Source organism: Curtobacterium sp. MCBD17_013, assembly GCF_003234565.1.
GTDB lineage: Bacteria > Actinomycetota > Actinomycetes > Actinomycetales > Microbacteriaceae > Curtobacterium.
This window is the reverse complement of record NZ_QKTU01000002.1, coordinates 275,854-300,366: the sequence shown is the minus strand read 5'-3', so window position 1 is coordinate 300,366 and position 24,513 is coordinate 275,854. Positions and strand designations below refer to the sequence as shown.

Annotated in this window: 17 protein-coding genes; all 17 read left to right on the top strand. The window is 71.9% G+C overall.

All coding sequences use genetic code 11. From position 1 onward, the window contains the following. The first annotated feature begins 46 nt into the window (after window positions 1–46). Window positions 47–907, top strand: a complete 861-nt coding sequence (gene atpB, locus DEI81_RS03950) for a F0F1 ATP synthase subunit A (RefSeq protein WP_111009366.1) — start codon at window positions 47–49, stop codon at window positions 905–907. A gap of 56 nt (window positions 908–963) precedes the next feature. Continuing rightward, window positions 964–1,197: an ATP synthase F0 subunit C gene (gene atpE / locus DEI81_RS03945; RefSeq protein ID WP_092096151.1), complete on the top strand. Its 234-nt coding sequence runs from the start codon at window positions 964–966 to the stop codon at window positions 1,195–1,197. Between the two features lie 8 nt (window positions 1,198–1,205). Then, on the top strand, window positions 1,206–1,766 hold the full coding sequence (locus tag DEI81_RS03940) for a F0F1 ATP synthase subunit B (RefSeq protein WP_111009195.1): 561 nt from the start codon (window positions 1,206–1,208) through the stop codon (window positions 1,764–1,766). Between the two features lie 2 nt (window positions 1,767–1,768). Next, complete coding sequence (locus DEI81_RS03935; RefSeq protein WP_111009194.1) at window positions 1,769–2,563, top strand: F0F1 ATP synthase subunit delta; 795 nt, start codon at window positions 1,769–1,771, stop codon at window positions 2,561–2,563. A gap of 151 nt (window positions 2,564–2,714) precedes the next feature. Further along, window positions 2,715–4,352 carry a F0F1 ATP synthase subunit alpha gene (gene atpA / locus DEI81_RS03930; protein ID WP_111009193.1) on the top strand — a complete coding sequence of 546 codons (1,638 nt, stop codon included), beginning with the start codon at window positions 2,715–2,717 and terminating at the stop codon, window positions 4,350–4,352. A gap of 55 nt (window positions 4,353–4,407) precedes the next feature. Then, window positions 4,408–5,310 (top strand): F0F1 ATP synthase subunit gamma, encoded by a 903-nt coding sequence (locus tag DEI81_RS03925; protein WP_111009192.1) that lies wholly within the window; start codon window positions 4,408–4,410, stop codon window positions 5,308–5,310. Window positions 5,311–5,351: 41 nt separating this feature from the next. Beyond that, a complete protein-coding gene (atpD, locus tag DEI81_RS03920; RefSeq protein ID WP_111009191.1) occupies window positions 5,352–6,812 on the top strand; it encodes a F0F1 ATP synthase subunit beta in 1,461 nt (486 codons plus the stop codon). Window positions 6,813–6,814: 2 nt separating this feature from the next. Then, entirely contained in the window at window positions 6,815–7,093 is a 279-nt protein-coding gene (locus DEI81_RS03915; protein WP_111009190.1) for a F0F1 ATP synthase subunit epsilon, read from the top strand. Then, window positions 7,090–7,863 carry a YaaA family protein gene (locus tag DEI81_RS03910; RefSeq protein WP_111009365.1) on the top strand — a complete coding sequence of 258 codons (774 nt, stop codon included), beginning with the start codon at window positions 7,090–7,092 and terminating at the stop codon, window positions 7,861–7,863. Before DEI81_RS03915 ends, DEI81_RS03910 begins: the two co-directional genes overlap by 4 nt. A 70-nt stretch (window positions 7,864–7,933) precedes the next feature. Beyond that, on the top strand, window positions 7,934–8,515 hold the full coding sequence (locus DEI81_RS03905; protein WP_111025662.1) for an FHA domain-containing protein: 582 nt from the start codon (window positions 7,934–7,936) through the stop codon (window positions 8,513–8,515). A gap of 13 nt (window positions 8,516–8,528) precedes the next feature. Then, on the top strand, window positions 8,529–9,356 hold the full coding sequence (locus DEI81_RS03900) for a PP2C family serine/threonine-protein phosphatase (protein WP_111009188.1): 828 nt from the start codon (window positions 8,529–8,531) through the stop codon (window positions 9,354–9,356). A 145-nt stretch (window positions 9,357–9,501) separates the two neighbouring features. Beyond that, window positions 9,502–10,908 carry a serine/threonine-protein kinase gene (locus DEI81_RS03895; protein ID WP_111009187.1) on the top strand — a complete coding sequence of 469 codons (1,407 nt, stop codon included), beginning with the start codon at window positions 9,502–9,504 and terminating at the stop codon, window positions 10,906–10,908. Then, window positions 10,909–16,752 (top strand): Ig-like domain-containing protein, encoded by a 5,844-nt coding sequence (locus DEI81_RS03890; protein ID WP_111009186.1) that lies wholly within the window; start codon window positions 10,909–10,911, stop codon window positions 16,750–16,752. Between the two features lie 47 nt (window positions 16,753–16,799). Continuing rightward, entirely contained in the window at window positions 16,800–17,771 is a 972-nt protein-coding gene (locus DEI81_RS03885) for a MoxR family ATPase (RefSeq protein ID WP_111009185.1), read from the top strand. Then, entirely contained in the window at window positions 17,768–19,186 is a 1,419-nt protein-coding gene (locus DEI81_RS03880; protein WP_111009184.1) for a DUF58 domain-containing protein, read from the top strand. Before DEI81_RS03885 ends, DEI81_RS03880 begins: the two co-directional genes overlap by 4 nt. Further along, window positions 19,183–21,567, top strand: a complete 2,385-nt coding sequence (locus tag DEI81_RS03875) for a transglutaminase domain-containing protein (RefSeq protein ID WP_111009183.1) — start codon at window positions 19,183–19,185, stop codon at window positions 21,565–21,567. The genes DEI81_RS03880 and DEI81_RS03875 overlap by 4 nt, the downstream gene beginning before the upstream one ends. A gap of 107 nt (window positions 21,568–21,674) precedes the next feature. Further along, entirely contained in the window at window positions 21,675–23,648 is a 1,974-nt protein-coding gene (locus tag DEI81_RS03870; protein WP_146244009.1) for an FHA domain-containing protein, read from the top strand. Window positions 23,649–24,513: the final 865 nt, after the last annotated feature.

The window sequence follows — 24,513 nt, the reverse complement described above, 5'->3', positions numbered from 1 at the left end:
GTTGCTCCGATCGGATCGCCTCCACTCAGTCCACCTCCGCGTGCTCATTGCGCGCTCGACACAGGAGACAGCGCTGCTATCCCACGCTCTTCCCCTGTCCCTCACCGCTGCGGGTTCGACCGTCGCGGCGGGGAGCAGTGACGCCGCGACGTTCCAGGGTCCCTCGATCAACGAGTTCTTCCCCGACCCGATCTTCTTCGCGGGGACCCCGATCGAGATCGACCGGCTCGTCATCATCCGGTTCATCGCGGTCGCTGTGCTGATCGTGTTCGCCTTCGCCGGGACCCGGGCGCTCAAGCTCGTCCCGAACCGTGGGCAGGCGATGATCGAGTACGGCTTCGACGTCGTGCGGCGCAACGCGTTCGACAACCTGGGCGAGCGCGAGGGTCGGCGTTACCTGCCGCTGCTCGCCTCGATCTTCTTCGGCGTGCTGTTCATGAACCTCAGCGGACTCATCCCGGGTCTCAACCTGCAGGGCACCAGCCGCATCGCGATGCCGGCATTGCTCGCGGTGATCGCCTACATCGCGTTCATCTACGCCGGACTCCGGAAGCACGCCGGGACGTTCCTCCGGAACTCGCTGTTCCCGCCCGGTGTGCCCTGGTACCTGTACATCATCGTGACGCCGATCGAGTTCGTCTCGACGTTCGTGCTCCGGCCGATCACGCTCACGCTGCGACTCCTCATGAACATGGTCGTCGGGCACCTCCTGCTCGTCCTGTTCTTCTCGGCGACCTGGTTCTTCTTCACGGAGTCGCACGGCCTGTTCAAGGTCTTCGGGATCGGGACGCTCGCGTTCGGGATCGCGTTCAGCTTCTTCGAGATCCTGGTGGCGCTCCTCCAGGCCTACGTCTTCATGCTCCTCACCGCTGTGTACATCCAGCTCGCGCTGGCTGACGAGCACTAACGAACCTCACTCCGGTCCCGGCGTCCGCCGGGACCGACCCCCAGGAAGGAAAACACGTGGACGCAACGACCGTTCTCGCGGCAATCAACGGCAACATCGCGACGGTTGGCTACGGCCTCGCGGCGATCGGCCCGGCCATCGGCGTCGGCATCGTGGTGGGCAAGACGATCGAGTCGGTCGCCCGCCAGCCCGAGCTCCAGGGCCGCCTGACGACCCTGATGTACATCGGTATCGCCTTCACCGAGGCGCTCGCCTTCATCGGCATCGCCACGTACTACATCTTCGCGTAAGGCTCCCGATGCAGAACGCACTGATTACCGCGGCCGGGGAGACGCACAACCCGCTCCTCCCCGAGACGTATGACATCCTCTGGTCGCTCGTCGCGTTCATCATCATCTTCATCGTGTTCTGGCGTGTCGTCACGCCGCGCATCACGAAGATGCTCGACGAGCGCACGGAGGCCATCGAGGGCGGCATCAAGAAGGCCGAGGCAGCCCAGCAGCAGGCCGTCGCCGCGCTCGACGAGTACAACAAGCAGCTCGCCGACGCCCGTGCCGAGGCCGCGCGCATCCGTGAGCAGGCCCGTGCCGACGCGACCGCGATCGGCAACGAGGTCCGCGAGCAGGCCGCGGCCGACGCCGCGCGTATCACCGCGAACGCGCAGGCCCAGATCGAGGCCGAGCGTGCGAGCGCCGTGCAGTCGCTGCGCTCCGAGGTCGGGTCGCTCGCGATCGACCTCGCGTCCGGTGTCATCGGCGAGTCCCTCAAGGACGACGCGAAGGCCGCTGCGGTGGTCGATCGGTTCCTCGCCGACCTCGAGGCGTCGTCCGCGCGGTCCGAGGCCGGAACGGAGCACTGAGGATGCGCAGCGCCACCAGGACCGCACTCGAGGCCGTCCGCGAGACCCTCGCGGAGCTCGGAGACGCCGCGGACCTGTCCGCCGGTGTCGAGATCCTCTCGGCGGGCCGGACCATCGCCGGCGCTCCCCAGCTCCTCGGTGTGTTCGGCGACGCCACGGCGGACGCCGACGGCAAGCGTGCGCTCGTCCAGCGGGTGTTCGCGTCGCGCTCGGACGCGGTCCGCGCGGTGCTCTCGGCGGTCGTCGCGGAGCGGTGGTCGTCGCACCGGGACCTCCTCGCGGGCATCGAGGACGCGGGCATCCGCGCTCTCGCGCGCAGTGCCGGACCCGAGACGTCGATCGAGCGCGAGCTCTTCACGTTCGAGACCGCCGTCCGTTCCGATGCCGACCTCGAGCTCGCACTCGGCACGAAGCTCGGGAGCCCCGAGCAGAAGGCGGCACTGGTGGAGCGACTGCTCGACGGCAAGGCCTCGGCGCAGACCATCGCGATCCTGTCGGCCCTCGTGCAGCAGCCGCGCGGTCGCCGGATCGGTGAGATCGTGCGGGCCGCGTCCGACATCGTCGCCGCGGAGGCGGACCAGGTCGTCGCCGTGGTGATCAGCGCCGCACCGCTCGAGCACGAGCAGCGGGATCGCCTCGGCCGGACGCTCGCCAACCGGTACGGGCGCACGATCAACTTGAACGAGGTCGTGGACCCCACCGTCGTCGGCGGCATCCGGGTCCAGGTCGGCGGCGACGTCATCGACGGCACCGTCAACACGCGGCTCCAGCAGTTGCGCCTCGAGTTCGCCGGTTGAGCACGAGGTCGGGGGCAGGACGTACCCTCGACACCACACGGTCAGCAGCAACGCGTCCGAGATGAACCAGGGTGGGGCCGTCGAGGTCCGACTCGAACGGGCACACACACCTCGGGGCCACCGGTCTCGAAAACCAACAAGGAATATCCCCATGGCAGACATCACCATCAGCCCCGATGAGATCCGTGATGCCCTGAAGGACTTCGTCTCGAACTACGAGCCGACGAAGGCCTCCACGGCCGAGGTCGGTCACGTGATCGACGCAGCCGACGGCATCGCCCACGTCGAGGGCCTCCCCGGCGTCATGGCCAACGAGCTGATCCGCTTCGCGGACGGCACGCTCGGCCTCGCGCAGAACCTCGACGAGGACGAGATCGGCGTCATCGTGCTCGGCGAGTTCGCCGGCGTCGAAGAGGGCCAGGAAGTCACCCGCACCGGCGAGGTGCTCTCCGTCCCCGTCGGCGACGGGTACCTCGGGCGCGTCGTGGACCCGCTCGGCACGCCGCTCGACGGCCTCGGCGAGATCGCGTCGGAGGGCCGCCGCGCCCTCGAGCTCCAGGCTCCGGGCGTCATGGCCCGCAAGTCGGTGCACGAGCCGATGCAGACCGGCATCAAGGCCATCGACGCCATGATCCCGATCGGCCGCGGTCAGCGTCAGCTCATCATCGGCGACCGCCAGACCGGCAAGACGGCCATCGCGATCGACACGATCATCAACCAGAAGGCCAACTGGGAGTCCGGCGACGTCGACAAGCAGGTGCGCTGCATCTACGTCGCGATCGGCCAGAAGGGTTCGACGATCGCCTCCGTCAAGGGTGCGCTCGAGGACGCCGGCGCGATGGAGTACACCACCATCGTCGCCGCCCCCGCCTCCGACCCCGCGGGCTTCAAGTACCTCGCCCCGTACACCGGCTCGGCCATCGGTCAGCACTGGATGTACGGCGGCAAGCACGTCCTCATCATCTTCGACGACCTGTCGAAGCAGGCCGAGGCCTACCGCGCGGTGTCCCTCCTCCTCCGTCGTCCGCCGGGGCGCGAGGCCTACCCGGGTGACGTCTTCTACCTGCACTCCCGGCTCCTCGAGCGTTGCGCGAAGCTGTCCGACGAGCTCGGTGCCGGTTCGATGACGGGCCTGCCCATCATCGAAACCCGTGCCAACGACGTCTCGGCCTACATCCCGACGAACGTGATCTCGATCACGGACGGGCAGATCTTCCTGCAGTCGGACCTGTTCAACGCGAACCAGCGTCCGGCGGTCGACGTGGGCATCTCGGTGTCGCGCGTCGGGGGCGACGCCCAGGTCAAGTCGATCAAGAAGGTCTCCGGGACGCTCAAGCTCGAACTCGCCCAGTACCGGGCGCTCGAGGCCTTCGCGATGTTCGCTTCGGACCTCGACCAGGCCTCGCGTCGTCAGCTCGACCGCGGAGCCCGGCTCACCGAGCTCCTCAAGCAGCCGCAGTACTCGCCGTACCCCGTCGAGGACCAGGTCGTCTCGATCTGGGCCGGCACCAACGGCAAGCTCGACGAGGTCCCGGTGTCGGACGTCCTCCGGTTCGAGGCCGAGTTGCTCGACCACCTGAAGCGCAACACGTCGATCCTCGACACGCTGCGCGAGACGAACGTCCTCGACGACGACACGATCTCGGCGCTCGGTGCCGCGATCGACGACTTCAAGAAGGGGTTCCAGACGGGCGAGGGCAAGACGCTCGCCTCGGTCGGGAACGAGCAGTTCGCCGCTGCGGACGCCGACGACGTCGATCAGGAGCAGATCGTCCGCGGACGCCGCTGACCTCCGGGTCCGCGCGTCCTGACGAACTCCACCTCCCGAACAAGAACGGACAGCAATGGGAGCACAACTCCGGGTCTACCGGCAGCGCATCCGCTCGGCGCAGACGACCAAGAAGGTCACCCGCGCCATGGAGCTGATCTCCGCGTCGCGGATCCAGAAGGCGCAGGCCCGCATGGCCGCGTCCGGCCCGTACTCGCGGGCCGTGACGCGTGCCGTGTCCGCCGTGGCCACCTTCTCGAACGTCGAGCACGTGCTGACGACCGAACCGGCCAGCTCGACGCGTGCCGCGATCGTCGTGTTCACGTCGGACCGCGGGCTGAACGGCGCGTTCAGCTCGAACGTGCTGAAGCAGACCGAGGAGCTCGCGTCGCTGCTGCGCAGCGAGGGCAAGGACGTCGTCTACTACCTCGTGGGCCGGAAGTCGGTCGGGTACTTCTCGTTCCGCCAGCGTGACTCGGAGCGGCAGTGGATCGGCGGGACGGACCAGCCGTCCTTCTCGACGGCCAAGCAGATCGGCGACGCGGTCGTCGGCAAGTTCCTGCAGGAGACGTCCGAGGGCGGTGTGGACGAGATCCACATCGTGTTCAACCGGTTCGTGAGCCTCGTGACCCAGGAGCCGCAGGTCGTGCGACTGCTGCCGCTCGAGGTGGTCGAGGGAGTCGACGCTCCGGCGGACGACGCTCCGCTCCCGCTGTACGAGTTCGAGCCGGACGCGGACGCAGTCCTCGACGCCCTGTTGCCCGTCTACATCGAAAGCCGCATCTTCAACGCGATGCTGCAGTCCGCCGCCTCGGAGCACGCTGCTCGCCAGCGCGCGATGAAGTCCGCCAGTGACAACGCGGACTCGCTGATCCGCGACTTCACGCGGCTCGCGAACAACGCGCGTCAGGCCGAGATCACGCAGCAGATCTCCGAGATCGTCGGCGGTGCCGACGCGCTCTCCGGCACCAAGAAGTAACCCCACCAGGGTCAGAAACCACCCCCAGGAAGGCACCAGCCATGACCGACACCGCCACCATCGCGGTCGAGTCGTCGTCGGCACCCGGCGTCGGCCGGATCGCCCGCGTCACGGGCCCCGTCGTCGACATCGAGTTCCCGCACGACGCGATCCCCGACATCTACAACGCGCTCCACACGACGATCACGCTCGGCGAGAACCAGCAGGAGATCACGCTCGAGGTCGCCCAGCACCTCGGCGACGACCTGGTGCGCGCGATCGCCCTCAAGCCGACGGACGGCCTCGTCCGCGGCCAGGAGGTCCGCGACACCGGTGCGCCGATCTCGGTGCCGGTCGGTGACGTCACCAAGGGCAAGGTGTTCGACGTCACGGGGAACATCCTCAACGCCCAGCCCGGTGAGCACATCGAGATCACCGAGCGCTGGCCCATCCACCGCAAGGCCCCGGCGTTCGACCAGCTCGAGTCGAAGACCACGATGTTCGAGACGGGCATCAAGGTCATCGACCTCCTCACCCCGTACGTGCAGGGTGGCAAGATCGGCCTGTTCGGTGGTGCGGGTGTCGGCAAGACCGTCCTCATCCAGGAGATGATCCAGCGCGTCGCCCAGGACCACGGCGGTGTGTCGGTGTTCGCAGGCGTCGGTGAGCGCACCCGTGAGGGCAACGACCTCATCGGCGAGATGGACGAGGCCGGGGTCTTCGACAAGACCGCCCTGGTGTTCGGCCAGATGGACGAGCCGCCGGGAACGCGCCTCCGCGTGGCGCTGTCGGCCCTGACCATGGCCGAGTACTTCCGCGACGTCCAGCGGCAGGACGTGCTGCTGTTCATCGACAACATCTTCCGCTTCACGCAGGCGGGCTCCGAGGTCTCGACGCTGCTCGGTCGCATGCCGTCCGCGGTGGGCTACCAGCCGAACCTCGCCGACGAGATGGGTGTGCTCCAGGAGCGCATCACCTCGACGCGGGGCCATTCGATCACCTCGCTCCAGGCGATCTACGTGCCGGCCGACGACTACACCGACCCGGCGCCGGCCACGACGTTCGCACACCTCGACGCGACGACGGAGCTCTCGCGTGAGATCGCGTCGCAGGGCCTGTACCCGGCGGTCGACCCGCTCGCGTCGACCTCGCGCATCCTCGACCCGCGCTACCTGGGCCAGGACCACTACGAGACCGCGACCCGCGTCAAGCAGATCCTCCAGAAGAACAAGGAGCTGCAGGAGATCATCGCGATCCTCGGTGTGGACGAGCTCTCCGAAGAGGACAAGATCACCGTCGAGCGTGCTCGTCGGATCCAGCAGTTCCTCTCGCAGAACACCTACATGGCGAAGAAGTTCACGGGCGTCGAGGGCTCCACCGTCCCGCTCAAGGACACGATCGAGTCGTTCCGCGCCATCGCGGACGGCGAGTTCGACCACGTCGCCGTGCAGGCGTTCTTCAACGTCGGTGCGATCTCCGACGTCGAGGAGAAGTGGGCGCAGATCCAGAAGGAGAACCGCTGATCATGGCCGGTCTCACCGTGAGCGTCGTGTCGGCCGACCAAGAGGTCTGGACGGGCGACGCCACCATGGTCGTGGCCCGGACGACCGAGGGGCAGATCGGTGTCCTCGCGGGGCACGAGCCCATGCTCGCCATCCTCGCGCAGGGGCAGGTGCGGATCTCGCGCGCCGACGGGAGCACCGTCCACGCGGACGCCGAAGACGGCTTCCTGTCGGTCGAACACGACACCGTCACGATCGTGGCGCGCCAGGCCGCCCTCGCGTCCACCGGAGGACGGGCCTGAGCGGACTGACGATCCTCCTCCCGCCGTCGGAGACCAAGCGGGAGGGCGGTGACGACACGCGCCCCTTCGACCTCGGTGCGCTGTCGTTCCCGGAACTGACCAGTGAGCGGGTCGCGGTGATCGCCGCGGCCCGCTCCGTCAGTTCTGACGACGAGTCGGCGCGGTACGCGCTGCGACTCGGTCCGCGATCCGTGGGGGAGCGTCTCCGCAACCTCTCCCTGGAGGGTGCGCCGACCCTCCCGGCCGTGGAGCGGTACACGGGTGTCCTGTACGACCCACTCGACGCGTCCTCCGCGCCGCCGGCGGTCCGCGAGTGGTGGCACCGACACGTGATCGTGCAGTCCGCGATGTTCGGTCCCATCGCGGCTGGTGATCCGATCCCGGCCTACCGCCTGTCCCACGACGCGCGGCTGGGGAACCTCCGCCTGGGGAGCGTGTGGCCCGGGTCGACCGCGCGGGCGCTCGGATCGCGCGGAGTCGACGGCGTCGTGCTCGACCTCCGTTCCGAGGGGTACCGTGCGCTCGGGCCGGTGTCCGGATCGGTCCGGCTCCGCGTCGTGTCGGAGGGGACGGACGGCCGTCGCCGCGCGCTGAACCACTGGAACAAGACCGCGAAGGGCCGGCTCGTCTCCGCACTCGGTCGGGCTCAGATCGAGCCGGGGTCCATGTCGGACCTCGCCGACTGGGGTCGGACGGTCGGGATCGGGCTCGATCGGACGTCCGACGGATGGGACCTCGTGGCGGAGACTCTCGAACCCGCGACAGTGTGACGAGTGCCGCCCCTCGCGGGCAGGGGAGCACGGTCGACTACGGTGGAACGACCGATCCGGGGAGGTGGACATGGGCGAGGACGACGACACCATCCTCGGACGTCCGGTGACGCGGCCGTCCCCGCCGCATCCCCACGTGCGGCACGCCCGTGACGACGGCGGTCCGGCGCGGCCCACGGCAGGGTCGACCACGACCGGGTCGCCGCATCCGGGCACCGACGGCGTCGAGTCCGGGCGCGTCCCGGCGATCCGGGTCGGCGAACAGGTCGTCCGGCTCGACCGGCCGGTGGTCATCGGTCGTCGTCCCGCACCACCGCGGGTGCCGCTCACCGCACGGCCGCTGCTCGTCACCGTGCCCTCCCGGCACGGTGAGGTCTCGGGCTCGCACCTCGCCGTCCGCGCTGAGGGAACCGCCGTCGTCGTGGAGGACCTCGCGTCCACGAACGGCACGGTCGTGCGTGCCCCCGGTGCCCGTCCGTTCCGCATGCCCTCCGGTGCCGCGATCGTCGTGCTCACCGGTACGGTGGTGGACATCGGGGACGGCAACACCGTCGAGATCCTGTCCCGTCACCTCCGCATCCCGGAAGCGACCCGCGGCGGTCTGGCCGGTGACCCCCTCGACCTCCCACCGATCCCACGACACCACGACTGAGAGCGACCCACCCGTGACGGAACTCGGCCGACCGACGTCGGCGCACTCCCTGGCCCTGCCCGGTGCGGACGGCGGTGCCCTCACGCTCTCGTGGGGGGCCGCGACCGACGTCGGTCGGCGTCGCGACCACAACGAGGACAGCTACCTCGTCGAGTCGCCGTTCTTCGTCGTGGCGGACGGCATGGGCGGCCACCTCGCGGGGGACCGGGCGAGCGACGCGGTGGTCCGTCGTCTCGGTGCGCTCCGCGACGTCTTCGCCTCGGAGGACGCGATCCAGGCCGCGCTCGTGCGCGCGACCTCGGACATCGAGCGCGCGGCCGGGGGCAACGCGATCGGTGCCGGCACCACCGTGACGGGCGTCGCGATCATCGCGGCAGGGGGCGTCCCCGCGGCGCTCGTGTTCAACGTCGGGGACTCGCGGACCTACCGCGTCGAGAACGGCGCGATGCGACGGGTGACCGTCGACCACTCGGTGGTCCAGGAGATGGTGGATGCCGGGCTGCTCCGCGCCGAGGACGCCGAGTCCCACCCGGACAGCAACGTCATCACGCGCGCGGTCGGGTTCGGCGAGACGCCGGAGCCCGACTTCTGGACGCTGCCGCTGCACGCGGGTGACCGCTACATCATCTGCTCCGACGGTCTCACGAAGGAGATCGGCGACGTGGGGATCTCCCGGATCGCGGCGAAGGTGGACGACCCGCAGCAGCTCGCCGAGCGCCTGGTGGGTGACGCGATCGTCGCCGGTGGCCGCGACAACGTGACGGTCGTGGTCCTGCAGGTCGACGCCGCGCCGCACGCCGACGACGTCGAGGACACCCTGCCCCGCCACCGGTCCGCCTGAGGTCCGTCACCACCCCCGAACTGGGGTGCCGACGCCGTGCAGTTGTCCACAGACCGACCGACGACGCCGGGACCGCTCCGTAGAATCGAGGGGTTGCGGGCCGGATCGCGGTCGCGCTCGGAGCACGTGGTCGTAAGGAGAGGTCATGGCCCGCCGCCTGCCGTCCACGCCACCCGTGCTCCCCGGCTTCACGTACGTGCACGTCCTGGGATCGGGCGGGTTCGCCGACGTGTTCCTGTACGAGCAGAACATGCCGCGTCGCCAGGTCGCGGTCAAGGTCCTCCTCGACGAGGTCGTCGACGACCGGGTGCGGCAGTCGTTCCAGTCCGAGGCGAACCTCATGGCGCGGCTCAGCACCCACCCGTCGATCCTGACGGTGCTCCAGGCCAGCGTGGCGGCCGACGGTCGGCCGTACCTCGTGATGGAGCTCTGCTCGGCGTCGTTGAGCGAGCGCTACCGTCGGGACCCGGTCCCGGTGTCCGAGGTCCTCGCGATCGGTGTCCGCGTCGGGTCCGCCCTCGAGACCGCGCACCGCGAGGGCGTCCTGCACCGCGACGTCAAGCCCTCCAACATCCTCCGCACCGCGTACGGCAGCCCGGTGCTGTCGGACTTCGGTATCGCCGCTTCCATCGGCGAGGCCGACCCGGACGAACCGATCGGGATGTCGATCCCCTGGTCCGCGCCGGAGGTGCTCATGGACGAGTCCCGCGGTTCGGTGCAGTCCGAGGTCTACTCGCTCGCCGCGACGGTGTACTCGTTGCTCGCCGGCCGGAGCCCCTTCGAGGTACCTGGTGGCGCGAACGGTGCGGACGACCTCATGGGCCGCATCGACAAGGGCACGCCGAAGCCGACCGGGCGGCCCGACGTCCCCCCGTCGCTCGAGCGGCTCCTCGCCGCGGCGATGTCCCGACGCCCGGAACAGCGGCCCGCGACGGCGATCGAGTTCGTCCGCGGACTCCAACAGGTGGAGGCAGAACTCGGTCTCCCGGAGACCCCGGCCGAGGTCGAGGTCGAGAACTGGGCGATGGCGTCGGTCGGTGACGCCACGGACCGCACCATGCTCCGCAACGTCGCCGCGCCGGTCGCCGGTGGCCGTCGGCGCCGTGCGCGGCAGTCCCCGCGCGGCGGGCTCACGACCACGGCGTCCCGGAGCGTCGGCACGGTGCACCGCAGCGCGTCGACGGCCCGGGTCGGCCGGCGGTCGCGGTCGACCCTGCTGTGGGCGGCCCTGGCCGCCGTCGTGGTCGCCGTGGTCGCCGTGTCGGCGACGCTGGTGCTGACCCGGACCGGCTCGGGATCGATCCCGACCGTGTCGGACATCCGGGCGACGACCGTCGGCACGACCGTCACGTTCCGCTGGGGTGACCCGGGCACACGCGCCGGTGACACGTACGTCATCAGTTCGAACGGCGGCACGAGCCAGCAGACCGGGCGGAGCTTCGTCGTCTCGGGCAAGCGGGGCGACGAGGAATGCGTCGCCGTCGCGGTCAACCGGGACGGCAAGAACGGCGACCAGAGCGCCCAGAAGTGCGTCACCATCGGGGACGACTAGGTGCTGCGCGTCGTACTGCGACGGCACCGCTCGGTGCTCATCACCACGATCGTCGCGTTCGTGGTGATGGTCGTCGTCGCCACCACCGCGATCGTTTCGAGCGGCTACCACACGCAGCGGGTGGACCTCGGCGACGGGACCGTGTGGGTCCCGAGCGGACAGTACGGAGCGGTCGGCCGCGCGAACACCGGCGTGCTCCAGCTCAACACGGCGGTCGCGGCCGCCTCGGACACCCTCGCGGTGGTGCAGCGAGGCCACCGGGTGTGGAGTGTCGACGAGACGAAGGGCACGCTCACGCGGGTGGACGTCGCCGACGCCACCCTCGGGGATCCGGTCACGTTGCCCTCGGGGTCCCCGCAGGTGTTCCTGGCCGGCGGCACGGGGGTGATCGGCAACGGTGACACCGGGCAGTTGTGGGCGACCCCCGCCGACGCGATCGGTGCGTTCGACACCGCCACGAAGGCCGACCTCACCCTCGGTGCCGACGCCGTGTTCGATGCCGATGACTCGGACGTGGCCGTCTACTCGCCACGCACCGGCACCGCGTCGCTCGTCGCGGTGGGGACGTCCCTGAGCGTCCGACGGACGTTCGACGTCGCGATGTCCCGGAAGCACGACCTCCAGACCGCGGTGGTGGGCGACCACCTGGCCGTGTTGGACCGCACGAGTTCCGTGCTCGCGATCGACGGCCGGCGCGTCGCTCTCGGCGACCGGGTGAGCGGTCGGGCGACCCTCCAACGGTCCTCGTCGTCCGGAACCGCGGTGACCGTGGCGAGTGCTGCCGGGCTCCTGCGGGTCTCACCCTCGGGCGGGGTGACGGCGGTGCGCCTCGGCGTCTCCGGCACGCCCGCGCGCCCCTACGTCGACGGCTCGTGCACGTTCGGCGCGTGGAGCGGGGGCCAGGCCGTGGACACGTGCGACGGTCGAGCCGTGCAACGACTCGACGCGGTGCCGTCGGGGGCGGCACTCACCGTGCAGCACAACGGCGACACGGTCGTGGCCAACGACCCGGAGTCCGGGCGCACCTGGGCGATCGACCGGAGCGGGCAGCTCATCGACAACTGGGGCGACCTGATCCAGAAGCAGGACGACCGGCAGCAACGACAGGCCTCGTCCGACGACGCGACCGCGGACACCGAGCAGAAGCCGCCTGTCGCCACCGACGACGTCCTCGGTGCGCGGCCGGGCCGGACGACGGTCCTGCCGGTGCTCCTCAACGACTACGACCCCAACGGGGACCCGATCGTCATCGAGGACCTCGGCAGCATCGATCGTACGACGGGGACAGTCGCCCGCATCGACGAGCGGCAACAGCTCCAGATCACCCTGTCGCCGCGAGCGACGGGCACGGTCCGCTTCCGCTACGAGATCAGCGACGGCAACGGCGGCACCGCCTCGGCGACCGTGAGCGTCACCGTGAAGACCCCCGCGCAGAACGGCGCTCCCGTGCAGGTCCGCGACACCCACGCCGTCGTCGTCCGTGCCGGCACGGTCTCGACGAACGTGCTGTCGGACTGGGTCGACCCCGACGGCGACCCCGTCTACCTGGCCTCTGCCTCCGCGCCGGACGGCGACACCGTGACCACGACGCCCGACGGGGTCGTGGACGTGACCGACCACTCCGGTCGCACCGGCGAGCGCACCGTGCAGCTGGTCGTGAGCGACGGGCGCCTGCAAGGACGGGGGACCCTCACGGTCGACGTGGACGCACAGGGCAAGGCGCCCCTGTCCGCGGATTCGTTCGCGGTGCAGGCGTACGCGGGTGAGCCCCTGACGGTGCACCCGCTCGACCACGTGCGCGGCGGCAACGGCACGGTGACCCTGACCAGCGTCCCGGTGGTGGCCAGGACCACGCTGACGCCGAGCTACGACGCGGGCACCTTCGTCGTGTCGAGCGCCGTACCGGGCGACCACCTGCTCGCCTACACCGTGACCGACGGCACCAAGACCGCCACCGGAGTCGTCCGCGTCACCGTCGAGGCGGCGCCGGACGCCTCGACCGCGCCCATCACGACGCCGAAGACGGTCTTCGTGGACACGCTCTCCACGAAGGACACGGACGTCACGGCCACCGACATCGACCCGGCGGGGGGCGTCCTGCTCGTCACGGGACTCAGCGGGGTCGACGGCGGCAGCGGCGTGCAGGCCACCGTGCTCGACCAGCACACCGTCCGGGTGACGCTGATCGCTCCGCTCTCCGGGCCCGTGACCTTCACCTACACCGAGACCAACGGGCTCGCGTCGAGCACCGGCACGGTGACCGTCATCGAGGTCCCCGAGCCGGACCACGTCCAACCACCCGTCGCCCAGCCCGACAGCGCGACCGTCCGCGTCGGCGACGTGGCGACGATCGACGTGCTCGCGAACGACACGCAGCCGTACGGAGAGCCGTTGACGCTCGAGCCGGACCTGGTGCAGAACCTGCCGGCCGGTGCCGGTCTGCTGTTCGTGTCGGGAGACACCCTCCGGTACCTCGCCCCCGACACCCCTGGCAACTACACGGCGGTGTACCGCGTGGACGGACCGGACGGCCAACACGCGGACGCCGTCGTCTCGATCGCCGTGCGCGAGCGGGACGCCGCCACGAACGCCGCACCGGTCCCGGACACGATCACGGCCCGGGCGGTGGCGGGGCAGACGGTGCGGGTGACCGTGCCGTTGTCGGGGATCGACCCGGACGGCGACTCCGTCCAGCTCGTCGGAGTCGCGTCGAATCCGGACAAGGGCTCCGTCAGCGACGTCACCGCGTCCACGCTCGACTACGCGGCGGGGGACTACTCCGCAGGGACGGACCAGTTCACCTACACGGTGGTCGACGCCCTGGGCGCCCGTGCGACCGGGACCATCCGCGTCGGCATCGCGCCGCGGGCGGACCAGGCGTCGAACCCGGTCGCCCAGGCGGACCACGTCACCATCCGGCCGGGCGGCAGCGTGACCGTCCGGGTCCTCGAGAACGACTCCGATCCGGACGGCGGTGACCTGCGGGTCACGCGAGCCGAGCCGAACGGTCCCGGTCTCGAGGCCCGTGTGTTGCGGCACCAGGAGGTCAAGGTCACGCCCCCGCCGTCGGCCCGACGCGGCGACTTCGCGGTCCTCTACACCGTCGCGAACGACGACGGCGGTGCGAGCACGGCCTTCCTCATCGTCACCGTCGACCGGGACGCCGCACCGCTCCGGCCGGAGGTCTCGGACTCCACCCTCGACCTCGTCGACATCCTCCATCGCAAGGCGGTCTCCGTCGACGTCCTCGCGAACACGTTCTTCGCCGAGGGCTCGACCGCGGACCTCCGCGTCGGGCTCGTCCGCGGCTACGCGGACGGCGCGCGGGTCACGCGGTCGGGCCGGATCGTGGTCCCGGTGACGGCCCGGTCCCGGATCATCCCGTTCTCCGTCGCGCGTCGCGACCATCCGGACGTCGTCTCGTACGCGTTCGTGCACGTGCCCGGACTCGACGACGCGCTGCCGCAGATCGACCGCACCGCCCCGGCGATCACGGTGCGAAGCGAGTCGACGGTCCAGATCCCGCTGTCGAAGTACGTGGTGACGGCCAACGGCGCCGTCGCGCACGTGACCGACCCGAGCACCGTCAAGGCGACCCATGCGAACGGGGCCGACCTCGTCGTCGACCCGACCACCCTGTCGTTCACCTCCGCCAAGCTCTACTACGGGAACGCCTCGATCTCGTTCGAGGTCACCGACGGTTCCGACGCGAACGGAGGCAAGGGCCGCGTGGCGACGCTCGTCCTGCCGATCAAGGTGACCCCGCGCACCAACCAGCCGCCGTCGTTCACCGGGAGCACGATCGAGCTGCAGCCGGGTGACCGCCGGACGGTGGACCTCACGAGGCTGACGGACTACCCCTACCCGAAGGACCTCGGTGAGCTGCGCTACGACGTCGTGAGCCGCCCCGCCAGCGGCGTCACGGCGACGATCAGCGGGCAGCGGATGACGCTCGCGGTCGACGACGACGCGACCAAGGGCTCGACGGCGTCCGTCGGCGTCGGCGTCGCCGACCGGAGTGCGGCGGGTCGCAGCGGCACGATCGCGGTGGAGGTCGTGGCGTCGACCCGTCCGCTCGTGCAGCCGGCCGCGGACCGCGCCGTCGTCAAGCGTGGACAGACCGCCGACGTCGACGTCCTGGCGAACGACGCCGCGACCAACCCGTTCCCCGGTCGGCCCCTGCGGGTGGTCGCGATCCGCGGACTGTCCGGCGGCGTCCCCGCGGGCGTGTCGATCACCCCGAGCGCCGACCGTGCGCGCCTGACGGTCCGGGTGGCCGCGTCCGCTCGCCCCGTCGACACCCACCTGCAGTACGAGGTCGCGGACGCGACGAACGACCGCGACCGGTACGTCTGGGGCGACGTCACCGTGTCGGTCCAGGACGTCCCGGAGCAGCCCTCCGTGCCCACCAGGACGGGGACGTACCAGGGTGGGTCGTTGTCGCTCGCCTGGAACGCACCGGCGGCCAACAACGCCGCCATCTCGGACTACCGCGTGACCAGCCGGACCTCGGGTGGCCGCACCGCGACGCACGACTGCGGTGCGAGCACCGTCTGCACGCTCACCGACCTCGATCCGCAGGAGCGGTACACGTTCACCGTCACCGCGGTGAACGCGGCCGGCAGCTCGAAGCCGTCCGGGGCGAGCGCCGTGATGAGCGACGACTTCATCCCGGCGGCCCCGGCCTCGGTGACGGTCACGCCAGCCAAGGAGACGCCACGTCGGCTCATCGTGCAGTGGGCGGCCGTCCCACGACCGGGCACGGGGTCCGCGGTCGCGAACTACGTCGTCACCCTCGAGGGGCCGTCCGGCACGCAGGCGCAGACGGTCGGCGCGGCGACCACGTCCACCTCGTTCGACGGCCTGCAGCCGGGCGGCCAGTACACCGCCACCGTGTCGGCGCGGAACGCGGCCCTCGTCCTCTCGACCGCGGACTGGAACGAGCGGACGTCCGCCGCCGCGACGGCCGTCGGTCAGCCGGCAACCCCGTCGCTCTCGGCCACGGGCAGCCCCGACGGCCAAGGACGGACCACGGTGCGGCTGTCCTCCGCGGAGGCCGACTGGGCCGGAGGCACGGCCACGCGCCTGACGATCGCCCGGTTCGATCCGGGCGCCGCGATCCCGTCCGGTTGCCCGCCGACGGGAGCTGGTGCGACGTTCGGAGCCACCGACACCGACACGATCAGCGGCGACGGCGACTACCAGTACGTCGCGTACGCCGACAACGGCCGTTTCTGCAGCGCCAGCGCCCCGACGAGCGTCACGAGCTACGCGCCGCCGGCGACGCCGACGGGCAGCGTCGACGTCGAGCAGGTGGACCCGACCTCGCCGAACTGGCAGATCCGGATCAGCGGGGTGTCCTCGGCCAGCAGTCGCGTGGACCACTACGCCTACACCGTGAACGGTGGCTCGGCGGTGCCGCTGACCGGGGACACGTGGTCGACCGGCACCGGGTACGGTGACCAGGCGGCCATCCGGTTGGTGGCCTGCGCGACGGCGTCGGACGACTACTGCAGCACGAGCGGCCCCGTGTCCGTCCAGCCCTTCACCACGCGTGCGACCATCGCGAGCGCCGTGCAGGGCCAGGCGCCCGTCGTGAACGCCCCGGACAACGACGGTCGGCTCGCGCCCAGCGGCTACGACGTCAGCTACTGCATCGGTGGCGCCTCGGGGCTGTGCACCGACACGGACCCGGTGTCGGGCGAGCCGTTCACCACGACGGATCCGGTGCCGGCGGCGTACGACACCATCCGCGTCCGGGCGACCGTCAACGGACAGCAGGACCCCACTGGCGCGTCGGCGCCGATCACCACGCCGGCCGTTCCACAATCGACCGACGGCTGAACGGCGCGTGACCGACGTCACCACCACCGCAGAGGAACGACATCCGCATGAGCATGACCCCCGAGCAGGCGACCTGGTTCGCCGACGTCGCCGGCCGCATCGTCACGAACGTCGAGCAGGTGCTGCTCGGCAAGACCTTCGTGATCCGACTCGCGGTGACGGCGATGCTGAGCGAGGGGCACCTGCTGCTCGAGGACGTCCCGGGCACGGGCAAGACGAGCATGGCCCGAGCGCTCGCGCAGAGCGTGCAGGGTTCGACTGCCCGGATCCAGTTCACGCCCGACCTGCTGCCGGGCGACATCACGGGCATCAGCGTGTACGACCAGCGCACGAGCGAGTTCGAGTTCCACCGCGGTCCGGTGTTCGCCAACGTCGTGCTCGCCGACGAGATCAACCGGGCGAGCCCGAAGACACAGTCCGCGCTCCTCGAGGCGATGGAGGAGTCCGCCGTGACCGTGGACGGGGTGACGCATCGTCTCGCCGCACCGTTCATGGTCATCGCCACGCAGAACCCGATCGAACAGGCGGGAACCTACCGTCTGCCCGAGGCACAGCTCGACCGCTTCCTCATGAAGACGTCGATCGGGTACCCGGACCACGCGGCGACCGTGCGGATCCTCGAGACCCCGTCCGCACCCTCCGCGTCGGTGCCGCTCGCGAGCGTCGTGCCCGCCGCCACGATCACCGAGATGGCCGCGCTCGCCCGCACCGTCCACGTCGACCCCGTCATCGCGGACTACGTCGCGCGACTCGTCGACGGGACCCGAGCGGCGAGTGAGGTGCGTCTCGGCGTCAGCGTGCGGGGCGCGATGGGGCTCATGCGAGCAGCCCGCGTCTTCGCCGCGCTCAGCGGACGGCACTACGTGACCCCCGACGACGTCAAGGCGCTGGCCGAGCCGGTCCTGGCACACCGGATCGTGCTCGACGCCGAGGCGGAGTTCGACGGTGTCAGCACGACGAGCGTCGTCGCGCAGCTCGTGGTCGAGACACCGCCGCCCGTGGACCGGGTGGCTCCGTGACCGACCGCGCCACCCGCGACCGGGCCCCGACCGGGACGGCGTCCCGTCGACCGGGAGGGACCCGGTCGCGTCGCCCGGGCGTCGAACGGACCGCGACGCTCGGCGCGACGAACGCGCGCACCCACCTGGTCGGCGGCTCCCGAGGCGGGGTGGCGGACGCCGTGGCGGGCGCGGCGCGTCTCGCACGAGCGGTCGGGAGGCTCGGCGCGCGGGTCGGGGGGCAGGTCGCGTCGGTCGTCACCGGACTCGGCTGGACCGTGGCGGTGCTCACGGCGGTCGCGCTCGTCCTCGGGTACCGGTACGGGCTGCGTGAGGTCGTCGCCGTCGGCTGGACCGGTGTCGTGCTCGCGGTCGTGGCGCTCGTCGCGTTGGTCGGGCGGTCGCGCCTGGCCGTCCGGATGCACCTGCCCACCCGCAGGGTCGCGGTGGGGGGCACGGCCACGGTCCGGATCACGGCGGAGAACCCGGGCCGCGTGCCCACGATCGCCACGAGCGTCGAGGTCCCCGTCGGACCCGGACTCGTCGACGTCGCGTTGCCGGGCATCGCCCCGCAGGACACGGTCGAGCGGGAGGTCCCGGTCCCGACCCTCCGCCGCGGCGTCCTCGACGTCGGGCCCGTCCGGGGCGTCCGTGCCGACCCGGTCGGCCTCGTCCGACGCGAGGTCGTCTGGACGCAGCGGGAGCAGGTGATCGTGCACCCGCGCACGATCGCGATCCCGTCCACCAGCACCGGTCTCGTCCGCGACCTCGAAGGGCAGGTCACGCGCGACCTGTCGCCCGCGGACATCGCGTTCCACGCCATCCGCGAGTACCAGCCGGGCGACGACCCGCGCACGGTGCACTGGAAGTCGACCGCCAAGACCGGCGCGCTCATGGTCCGTCAGTTCGAGGAGACACGCCGATCGCACCTCGTGGTCGCGCTCGGGACGGCCCGGAGCGAGTTCGGCGACGACGACGAGTTCGAGCTCGCCGTGAGCGCTGCGGCGTCCCTCGGCGACCGCGCCATCCGCGACGGTCGCGAGGTCACCGTGGTCGTGTCAGCGCGGACACCGGAGTTCGCGCGGCGTCGGGTGTACGCGGTGCACCCGCTGACGACACGATCGCCGTCGCTGCTGCTCGACGACTTCGCGCGCGTCGCGGCCTCCGATGCCTCCCTGCCCACCAGCGAGGTGGCCCGGATCGTCGGTGACGACAGCGTCGGGACGTCCGTCGCCTTCCTCGTCGTGGGCTCCGCCGTCGGACTCGGTGCGCTGCGGCTCGCCGCGACCCGGTTCCCCGTCGGCGTCGAGGTCGTCGCGGTGATCTGCGAGACCGAGTCGCCGCCCCGTGTCGTCCGGGTGCCCGGACTCACCGTCATCACGATCGGGTACCTCGAAGACCTCCGGCACGCCCTGCGACGATCGGCAGCGGCGTGAGCGCCCAGCCGGTCGCGGCCGCCGCCGACGTCTCCTCGCGCCGGGCGGAGCGCGAGCGCCGGCAGCGGCGCCCCGCGGTCCTGCGCGTCGTCGGCGGCACGCTCGTGGTCGTGCTGCTCGTGGGCCTCGCGAGTGTCGCGTGGTGGCCGCTCTACCGGTCGTCCGCCATGGTGGGGGCCGGCGTCGCGGCGGTGGTCGCCGGGGCGCTGATCGCGCTGGCGGGCTCGTGGTGGCGCCTCCCCGGCCCGGTGCTCCTGGCGCTGACGGTGGCGGCGTTCACCCTCGTCGGCGTGCCCGCCGCGGTCCCGACCGAGGCAGCCGGGGTCCTGCCGACTCCGGCCGGTCTCGTGGACCTGTTCTCATCGGTCGCCCTCGGGTGGAAGCGCCTGCTCACCATCGGGCCGCCGGTGGGCGACTACGAGGCGCTCCTCGTGCCCTACTTCGCGTCCGCGCTCGTCGTCGTCGTCGTCGGCGTGACCATCGCCGTCCGGACGCCCCGTCCGGAGATCGCGGCGCTCCCACCGCTCGCGTTCTTCGCGGTCGGCGTCCTCGTCGGCCCCACGCGGCTCGCCTACCCCGTGGTGTCCGGCGTCGTGCTCGTGGGGGCGGCCCTGGCGTGGGCGCTCGTGTCCCGGCGGGTGCGTCGCGCGGTCGCGGTCGCGGGGACCGCCGGGAGCCGGGTCCACGTCGGTCGGTCGATCGTGCGCCCGTCGCTCGTGGGACTCGCGACCATCGTCGCCGCCGGGGTCCTCGCGAGTGGGGTCGGGGTGCTCGCGACCCCGCACGCCGACCGCCGCGTCGCACGGAGCAGCGTCGTCCCGCCGTTCGACCCCCGCGACTACGTCAGCCCGTTGAGCGGGTTCCGCGCGTACGAGGAGGCGGGAACCGCGGACGCCCCGCAGCTCACCGTCACCGGGCTCCCGGCCGACGGTTTCGTCCGGATCGCGACGCTCGACACCTACGACGGCGTCGTGTACTCCGTCGGCGGGCCGTCGGGTGCCTCCGCGTCCGGCACGTTCAGTCGGGTCCCGACGTCCGTCGACACGAGCGGTGTCCGAGGCCGCCGGGTGCACGTCGACGTGCAGGTACGCGGGTACGGCGGGGTCTGGGTGCCCACGGTCGGTGACCTCGAACAGATCCGGTTCACCGGCTCCCACGCCGATGCCGAACGGAACGCGTTCTACTACGACCGGAGCACCGGCACCGCGGCCGTCATCGGCGGAGTGGGCCGCGGGACCGCCTACTCGCTGACCGCGGTGGTCCCCGCCCGACCGTCCGCAGCGGAGCTCGCCGGCGCGCGCCCCGGTGCTGCTCGGGTCCCGACCCCGACACAGGTCCCCGAGGCCGTGTCGGACACCGTCGCCGCGACGACGAAGGGCGTCACCGGCACGGGTCGCAAGCTCGCAGCGGTGATCGCGGCGCTGCGCACGCACGGGTACGTCAGCCACGGTGTGGGCGACGACCGACCGAGCCGTTCGGGCCATGGTGCCGACCGCATCACCGAGCTCCTCACCGCGCCGCTCATGATCGGGGACGGCGAACAGTACGCCGTCGCCGCGTCCCTCATGGCGCAGGACCTCGGGTTCCCGGCACGGGTGGTCCTCGGGTTCCCGTCGGGCGGTTCCGGGGCCGACCGCGTCGACACCGGTCGGATGACCTTCCGCGGTTCGGACGTCACTGCTCGGATCGAGGTCGACACCGCCCAGTACGGCTGGGTCATGATCGACCCGAACCCGCCCGTCCGGGCGATCCCCGAGGACCAGGACCAGACCCCGCAGCCCGTCACGCGACCCGAGACGGTCGTCCCGCCACCGCCCGCGGCACAGGAGGACCAGGACACCCAGACCCCGCCACAGAGCGACCGCGGTACCCCGCCGGAGGCGCCGCTGTGGCTCCGGATCCTGCTGGCGGCGCTGCCCTGGGTCATCGGGGTGCTGGCCGTCGCGGCGCTCGTCGCACTGCCGTTCGCCGTGGTCGTCGCCCGCAAACGCCTGCGTCGACGTCGCCGCCGCCGTGCTCCCACGGGCCGCGCACGGGTCGTCGGCGCCTGGGACGAGTACCGCGACGCCCTGACCGACCGAGGCGTCCCGATCGGACGTGCGGCCACACGGCGGGACGTCGCGGGCATGGCACCGGACCCGGCGGCAGCGGGATTGGCCGCGCTCGCCGACCGGGTCGTGTTCGGCCCCGCCGACGCGGACGGTGCCACGGCGGACCGCATGTGGTCCGCGACCGACACCGCGGTGCGGGCGCTGCAGGACGGCCGGACGCGGTGGCAGCGGTTCCGGGCCGCCACGTCGCTCCGTTCCCTCCGTCGGCCACGGTCGCCGCGCGCGTCCGCTCCGGCTCGGTCGTCCTCGACGCCGGGTTCCGCTGGGTAGCATGGCGGGAGTTCGAACGAGGACAGAGGTCACGAGTGATCAGATGTGAGCACTGCGGATCGCCGCTCCCGGACGGGGCCATCATCTGCGGTGAGTGTGGTCGGTCGGTGTCGGTGGCGACGGCACGTCGCTCCGTCGAACCGGAGCCCGGACGCGCCCCGCAACCACCGCCGCTCCGTCCGCCGGCCCCCTCGGCCGGGCGACCGGACCCCGCGGCCGATGCCTGGCTGCCGGAGACCACGCTCGACCCCGCGACGCGTGCCTGGCTCACGGGCGCGTCCGACCGGCGCGACGAGTCCGGTCGCGGTGGGGACGAGATCCGGCGCCCGCACGACCCGGACGACGACGGCGACCGTCGGTTCGCGCCGCGGAGCGCACCGAGCCATGTGAACGGCTCGGACAGCGGTCTCGCGAGCTGGGCCGGCCGACCCACGGAACCCTCGCTCGACCCGGACCGCATCCGGCCCGTTCCGGTCGACGACCGCCCGGACGACCGGGCCGGTCGGGTCGGCGACGGCGCTCCGGTGGACGCACCCGGTGCGGCCACCCGGGCGGATCAGCTCGACGAGGACCCCGAGGTGACGCTCGTCGCGCCGCCCACGCCGCAGCGCCGCGTCCCCGATCCGGTCGTTCCCGAACCCGCCGCTCCCACGTGGTGGGTCGGGCGGAACCGGCCCACCGCAGCGGCTGATGCGGGCCACGATGCCGACACCGCAGCCGTTTCCGGCACCGAAGCCGACCCGGTGGACCGAGACGACGACGCGGTGCCGGGGGAGCGCTCGAACGCGGGAGACGCTCCCGCCGCCGTGGACGGCCGTGCGGACGACGCCGGGCGCGGTCATGACGCAGCCGCGAGCGGTCATGACGCGGCCGCGGGTCAGGACGGATCCGAGGGGCACGGCCATGCAGAGGGTCACGACGGACTCGAGGGCCGCGGGAACGCCCGTGGCCAGGACGATCGCACCCGGGACGACGACTCGCGATCCCGGGCAGCCCGCGTCACCACGGACGTCCCGGGACCGGGCGACACCGCGGTCATCATGCCCTTCCCGGAGCGGCGCGTCGCGCCACGCCCCGTGCCGCTCGTGGCGCCGGGAGCGCAGGGAGCGACGTGCCACGTGTGCGGGCACCCCCTCGAGCCGGACGACATCTTCTGCGAGGAGTGCGGCGCCGTCGTGCCGGCCGTGACCGCGGCGTACACGGGCCCCGTGGTGCCGCTCCCGATGGAGCGACCCGACTGGTCGATCGTGGACGACTCGGACCCCGTGTCCGGGAGCGCGGACGAGGCCAGTACCGACGCCGGGTCCGACGCTGTAGACGCTCCCGACCCCGACCAGGACACCGACGCGTCCCAGGCCGACGCGCCCCAGGACGCCGAGGCGGACCAGGACGCCGAGGCGGACCAGGGCGACCCGGACCAGGTCACCGACCCGGACCAGGTCGCCGACGCGGACCACGTGGCTGACGCGCAGCCGCTGCCGCAGGCCGACTCCGGAGACGCAGCACCCCTTGACGTGCCGGATCCGGCGTCCCGGATGCGTGCCGGACACGCCGCCTCAGCGCCGTCGGACGACCTCCCGCCGATGCCGGGTCGCCTCGACGAGCCGCCCGCGGCCGCACCGCTGCGCCCGACGCTCCCGCCCATCCCACCGTCGCCCGTCGCCGAGGACACCCTCCGCACGTGGAGCCGACGGCGGCAGGACGATGACGGCGAGGACGTCGAGGCGACACGCATCGTCGCCCGTTCGCCCCAGCGCGCTCCCGTCGTCCTGCACTTCAGCACGGGCGAGCGGGTCGGACTCGTCGGTTCCGGGCTGCTCGGACGCCTCCCGCGGCCCGAGCCGGGTGAGCGGATCGACGAGGTCATCACGATCGTCGACCCCGGCAAGTCGGTGTCGAAGACGCACCTCGAGTTGGGGCGGGAGGGCGACGACCTGTGGGTGTCCGACCGGTTCTCCGGCAACGGCACGGTGATCCGGCACATCGACGGCAGCATCCGCCGGTGTGAGCCCGGACGCCGCTACCGAGTCGAGCGCGGGGCGCGGGTCGACATCGGCGAGCAGTTCTTCCTGGTGCAGTAGGCGGACGGCGCCGCGTCGGGCGGAGCGGACGGGGCCTTCGGGGGCCGGGATGACGTGCTGGCGTCGTGGTGTCCCTCGACTCGGCCTTCGTCCCGGCGATCCGCGGTCGGTTCCACCGAGCGGTCGATCCGCGCTTCCGCCATCGCGCGCTCGAGGGCTCCCGATCGGCGGGGCGTTCGTCGCGGGCGCATCAGCCGACCCTGTACAAGAGCTCGTCCGTCGAGGGCGCCGAGGGCGTCGAGGGCGTCGATGCCGCGATGGTCGCACACGAGCACGTCGGCGCGGCCTCGCGCGCGATCGTCGAGCCCCACTACCGGGGACCAGGGGCACGCGGCCTGAACCCTCCCGACGCGGCTCGGCGTCCACGTACGGGTCGCGGTGTCGACCCTGCCGACGACCGGATCCGAGAACACGCGAGGTCAGGACCCGCGACGCTCCTCCTCCACAGACGGCGGGGATCCGGAGGTCCCACACCGCGCGCCCCCCTCGGTGCCGGGGTCGCGTCCGGTGTGCGTCACGCTCGTGCCATGCAGAACGGTCAGGAGGGCCGTGGCCGCGCCGTCCTGGCCCTCGCCACGGCGGTGGTCGCCCTGGGCAGCGCCGTGTCCGCGCTCTCGGGGACGGCTGATGCCGCCGTCTCCCGCATCGTCGGTGTCATCGCCTCCACAGCCGCGCTCGTGGCCGTCCGCTGGGCGTCGCGTCGGCCGGGTGGCGGACCGTCTCCGACGGGGCGGGCGGGTCCGGCACCGTCCACTCCCGATGGCGCACCCGGCCTCGACATCGACCGTGCCCAGCATGCTCAGGACCTCGGTCGGTTGCCCGTGCTCCTCGGTCACCGGCCGGAGCGAAGCGGGGCAGCGCCCCG

Coding starts and splice junctions, on each gene's coding strand:
- DEI81_RS03940 (WP_111009195.1), top strand. CDS start 1,206: ATGCAGAACGCACTGATTACCGCGGCCGGGGAGACGCACAACCCGCTC.
- DEI81_RS03935 (WP_111009194.1), top strand. CDS start 1,769: ATGCGCAGCGCCACCAGGACCGCACTCGAGGCCGTCCGCGAGACCCTC.
- atpA (WP_111009193.1), top strand. CDS start 2,715: ATGGCAGACATCACCATCAGCCCCGATGAGATCCGTGATGCCCTGAAG.
- DEI81_RS03925 (WP_111009192.1), top strand. CDS start 4,408: ATGGGAGCACAACTCCGGGTCTACCGGCAGCGCATCCGCTCGGCGCAG.
- atpD (WP_111009191.1), top strand. CDS start 5,352: ATGACCGACACCGCCACCATCGCGGTCGAGTCGTCGTCGGCACCCGGC.
- DEI81_RS03915 (WP_111009190.1), top strand. CDS start 6,815: ATGGCCGGTCTCACCGTGAGCGTCGTGTCGGCCGACCAAGAGGTCTGG.
- DEI81_RS03905 (WP_111025662.1), top strand. CDS start 7,934: ATGGGCGAGGACGACGACACCATCCTCGGACGTCCGGTGACGCGGCCG.
- DEI81_RS03895 (WP_111009187.1), top strand. CDS start 9,502: ATGGCCCGCCGCCTGCCGTCCACGCCACCCGTGCTCCCCGGCTTCACG.
- DEI81_RS03885 (WP_111009185.1), top strand. CDS start 16,800: ATGAGCATGACCCCCGAGCAGGCGACCTGGTTCGCCGACGTCGCCGGC.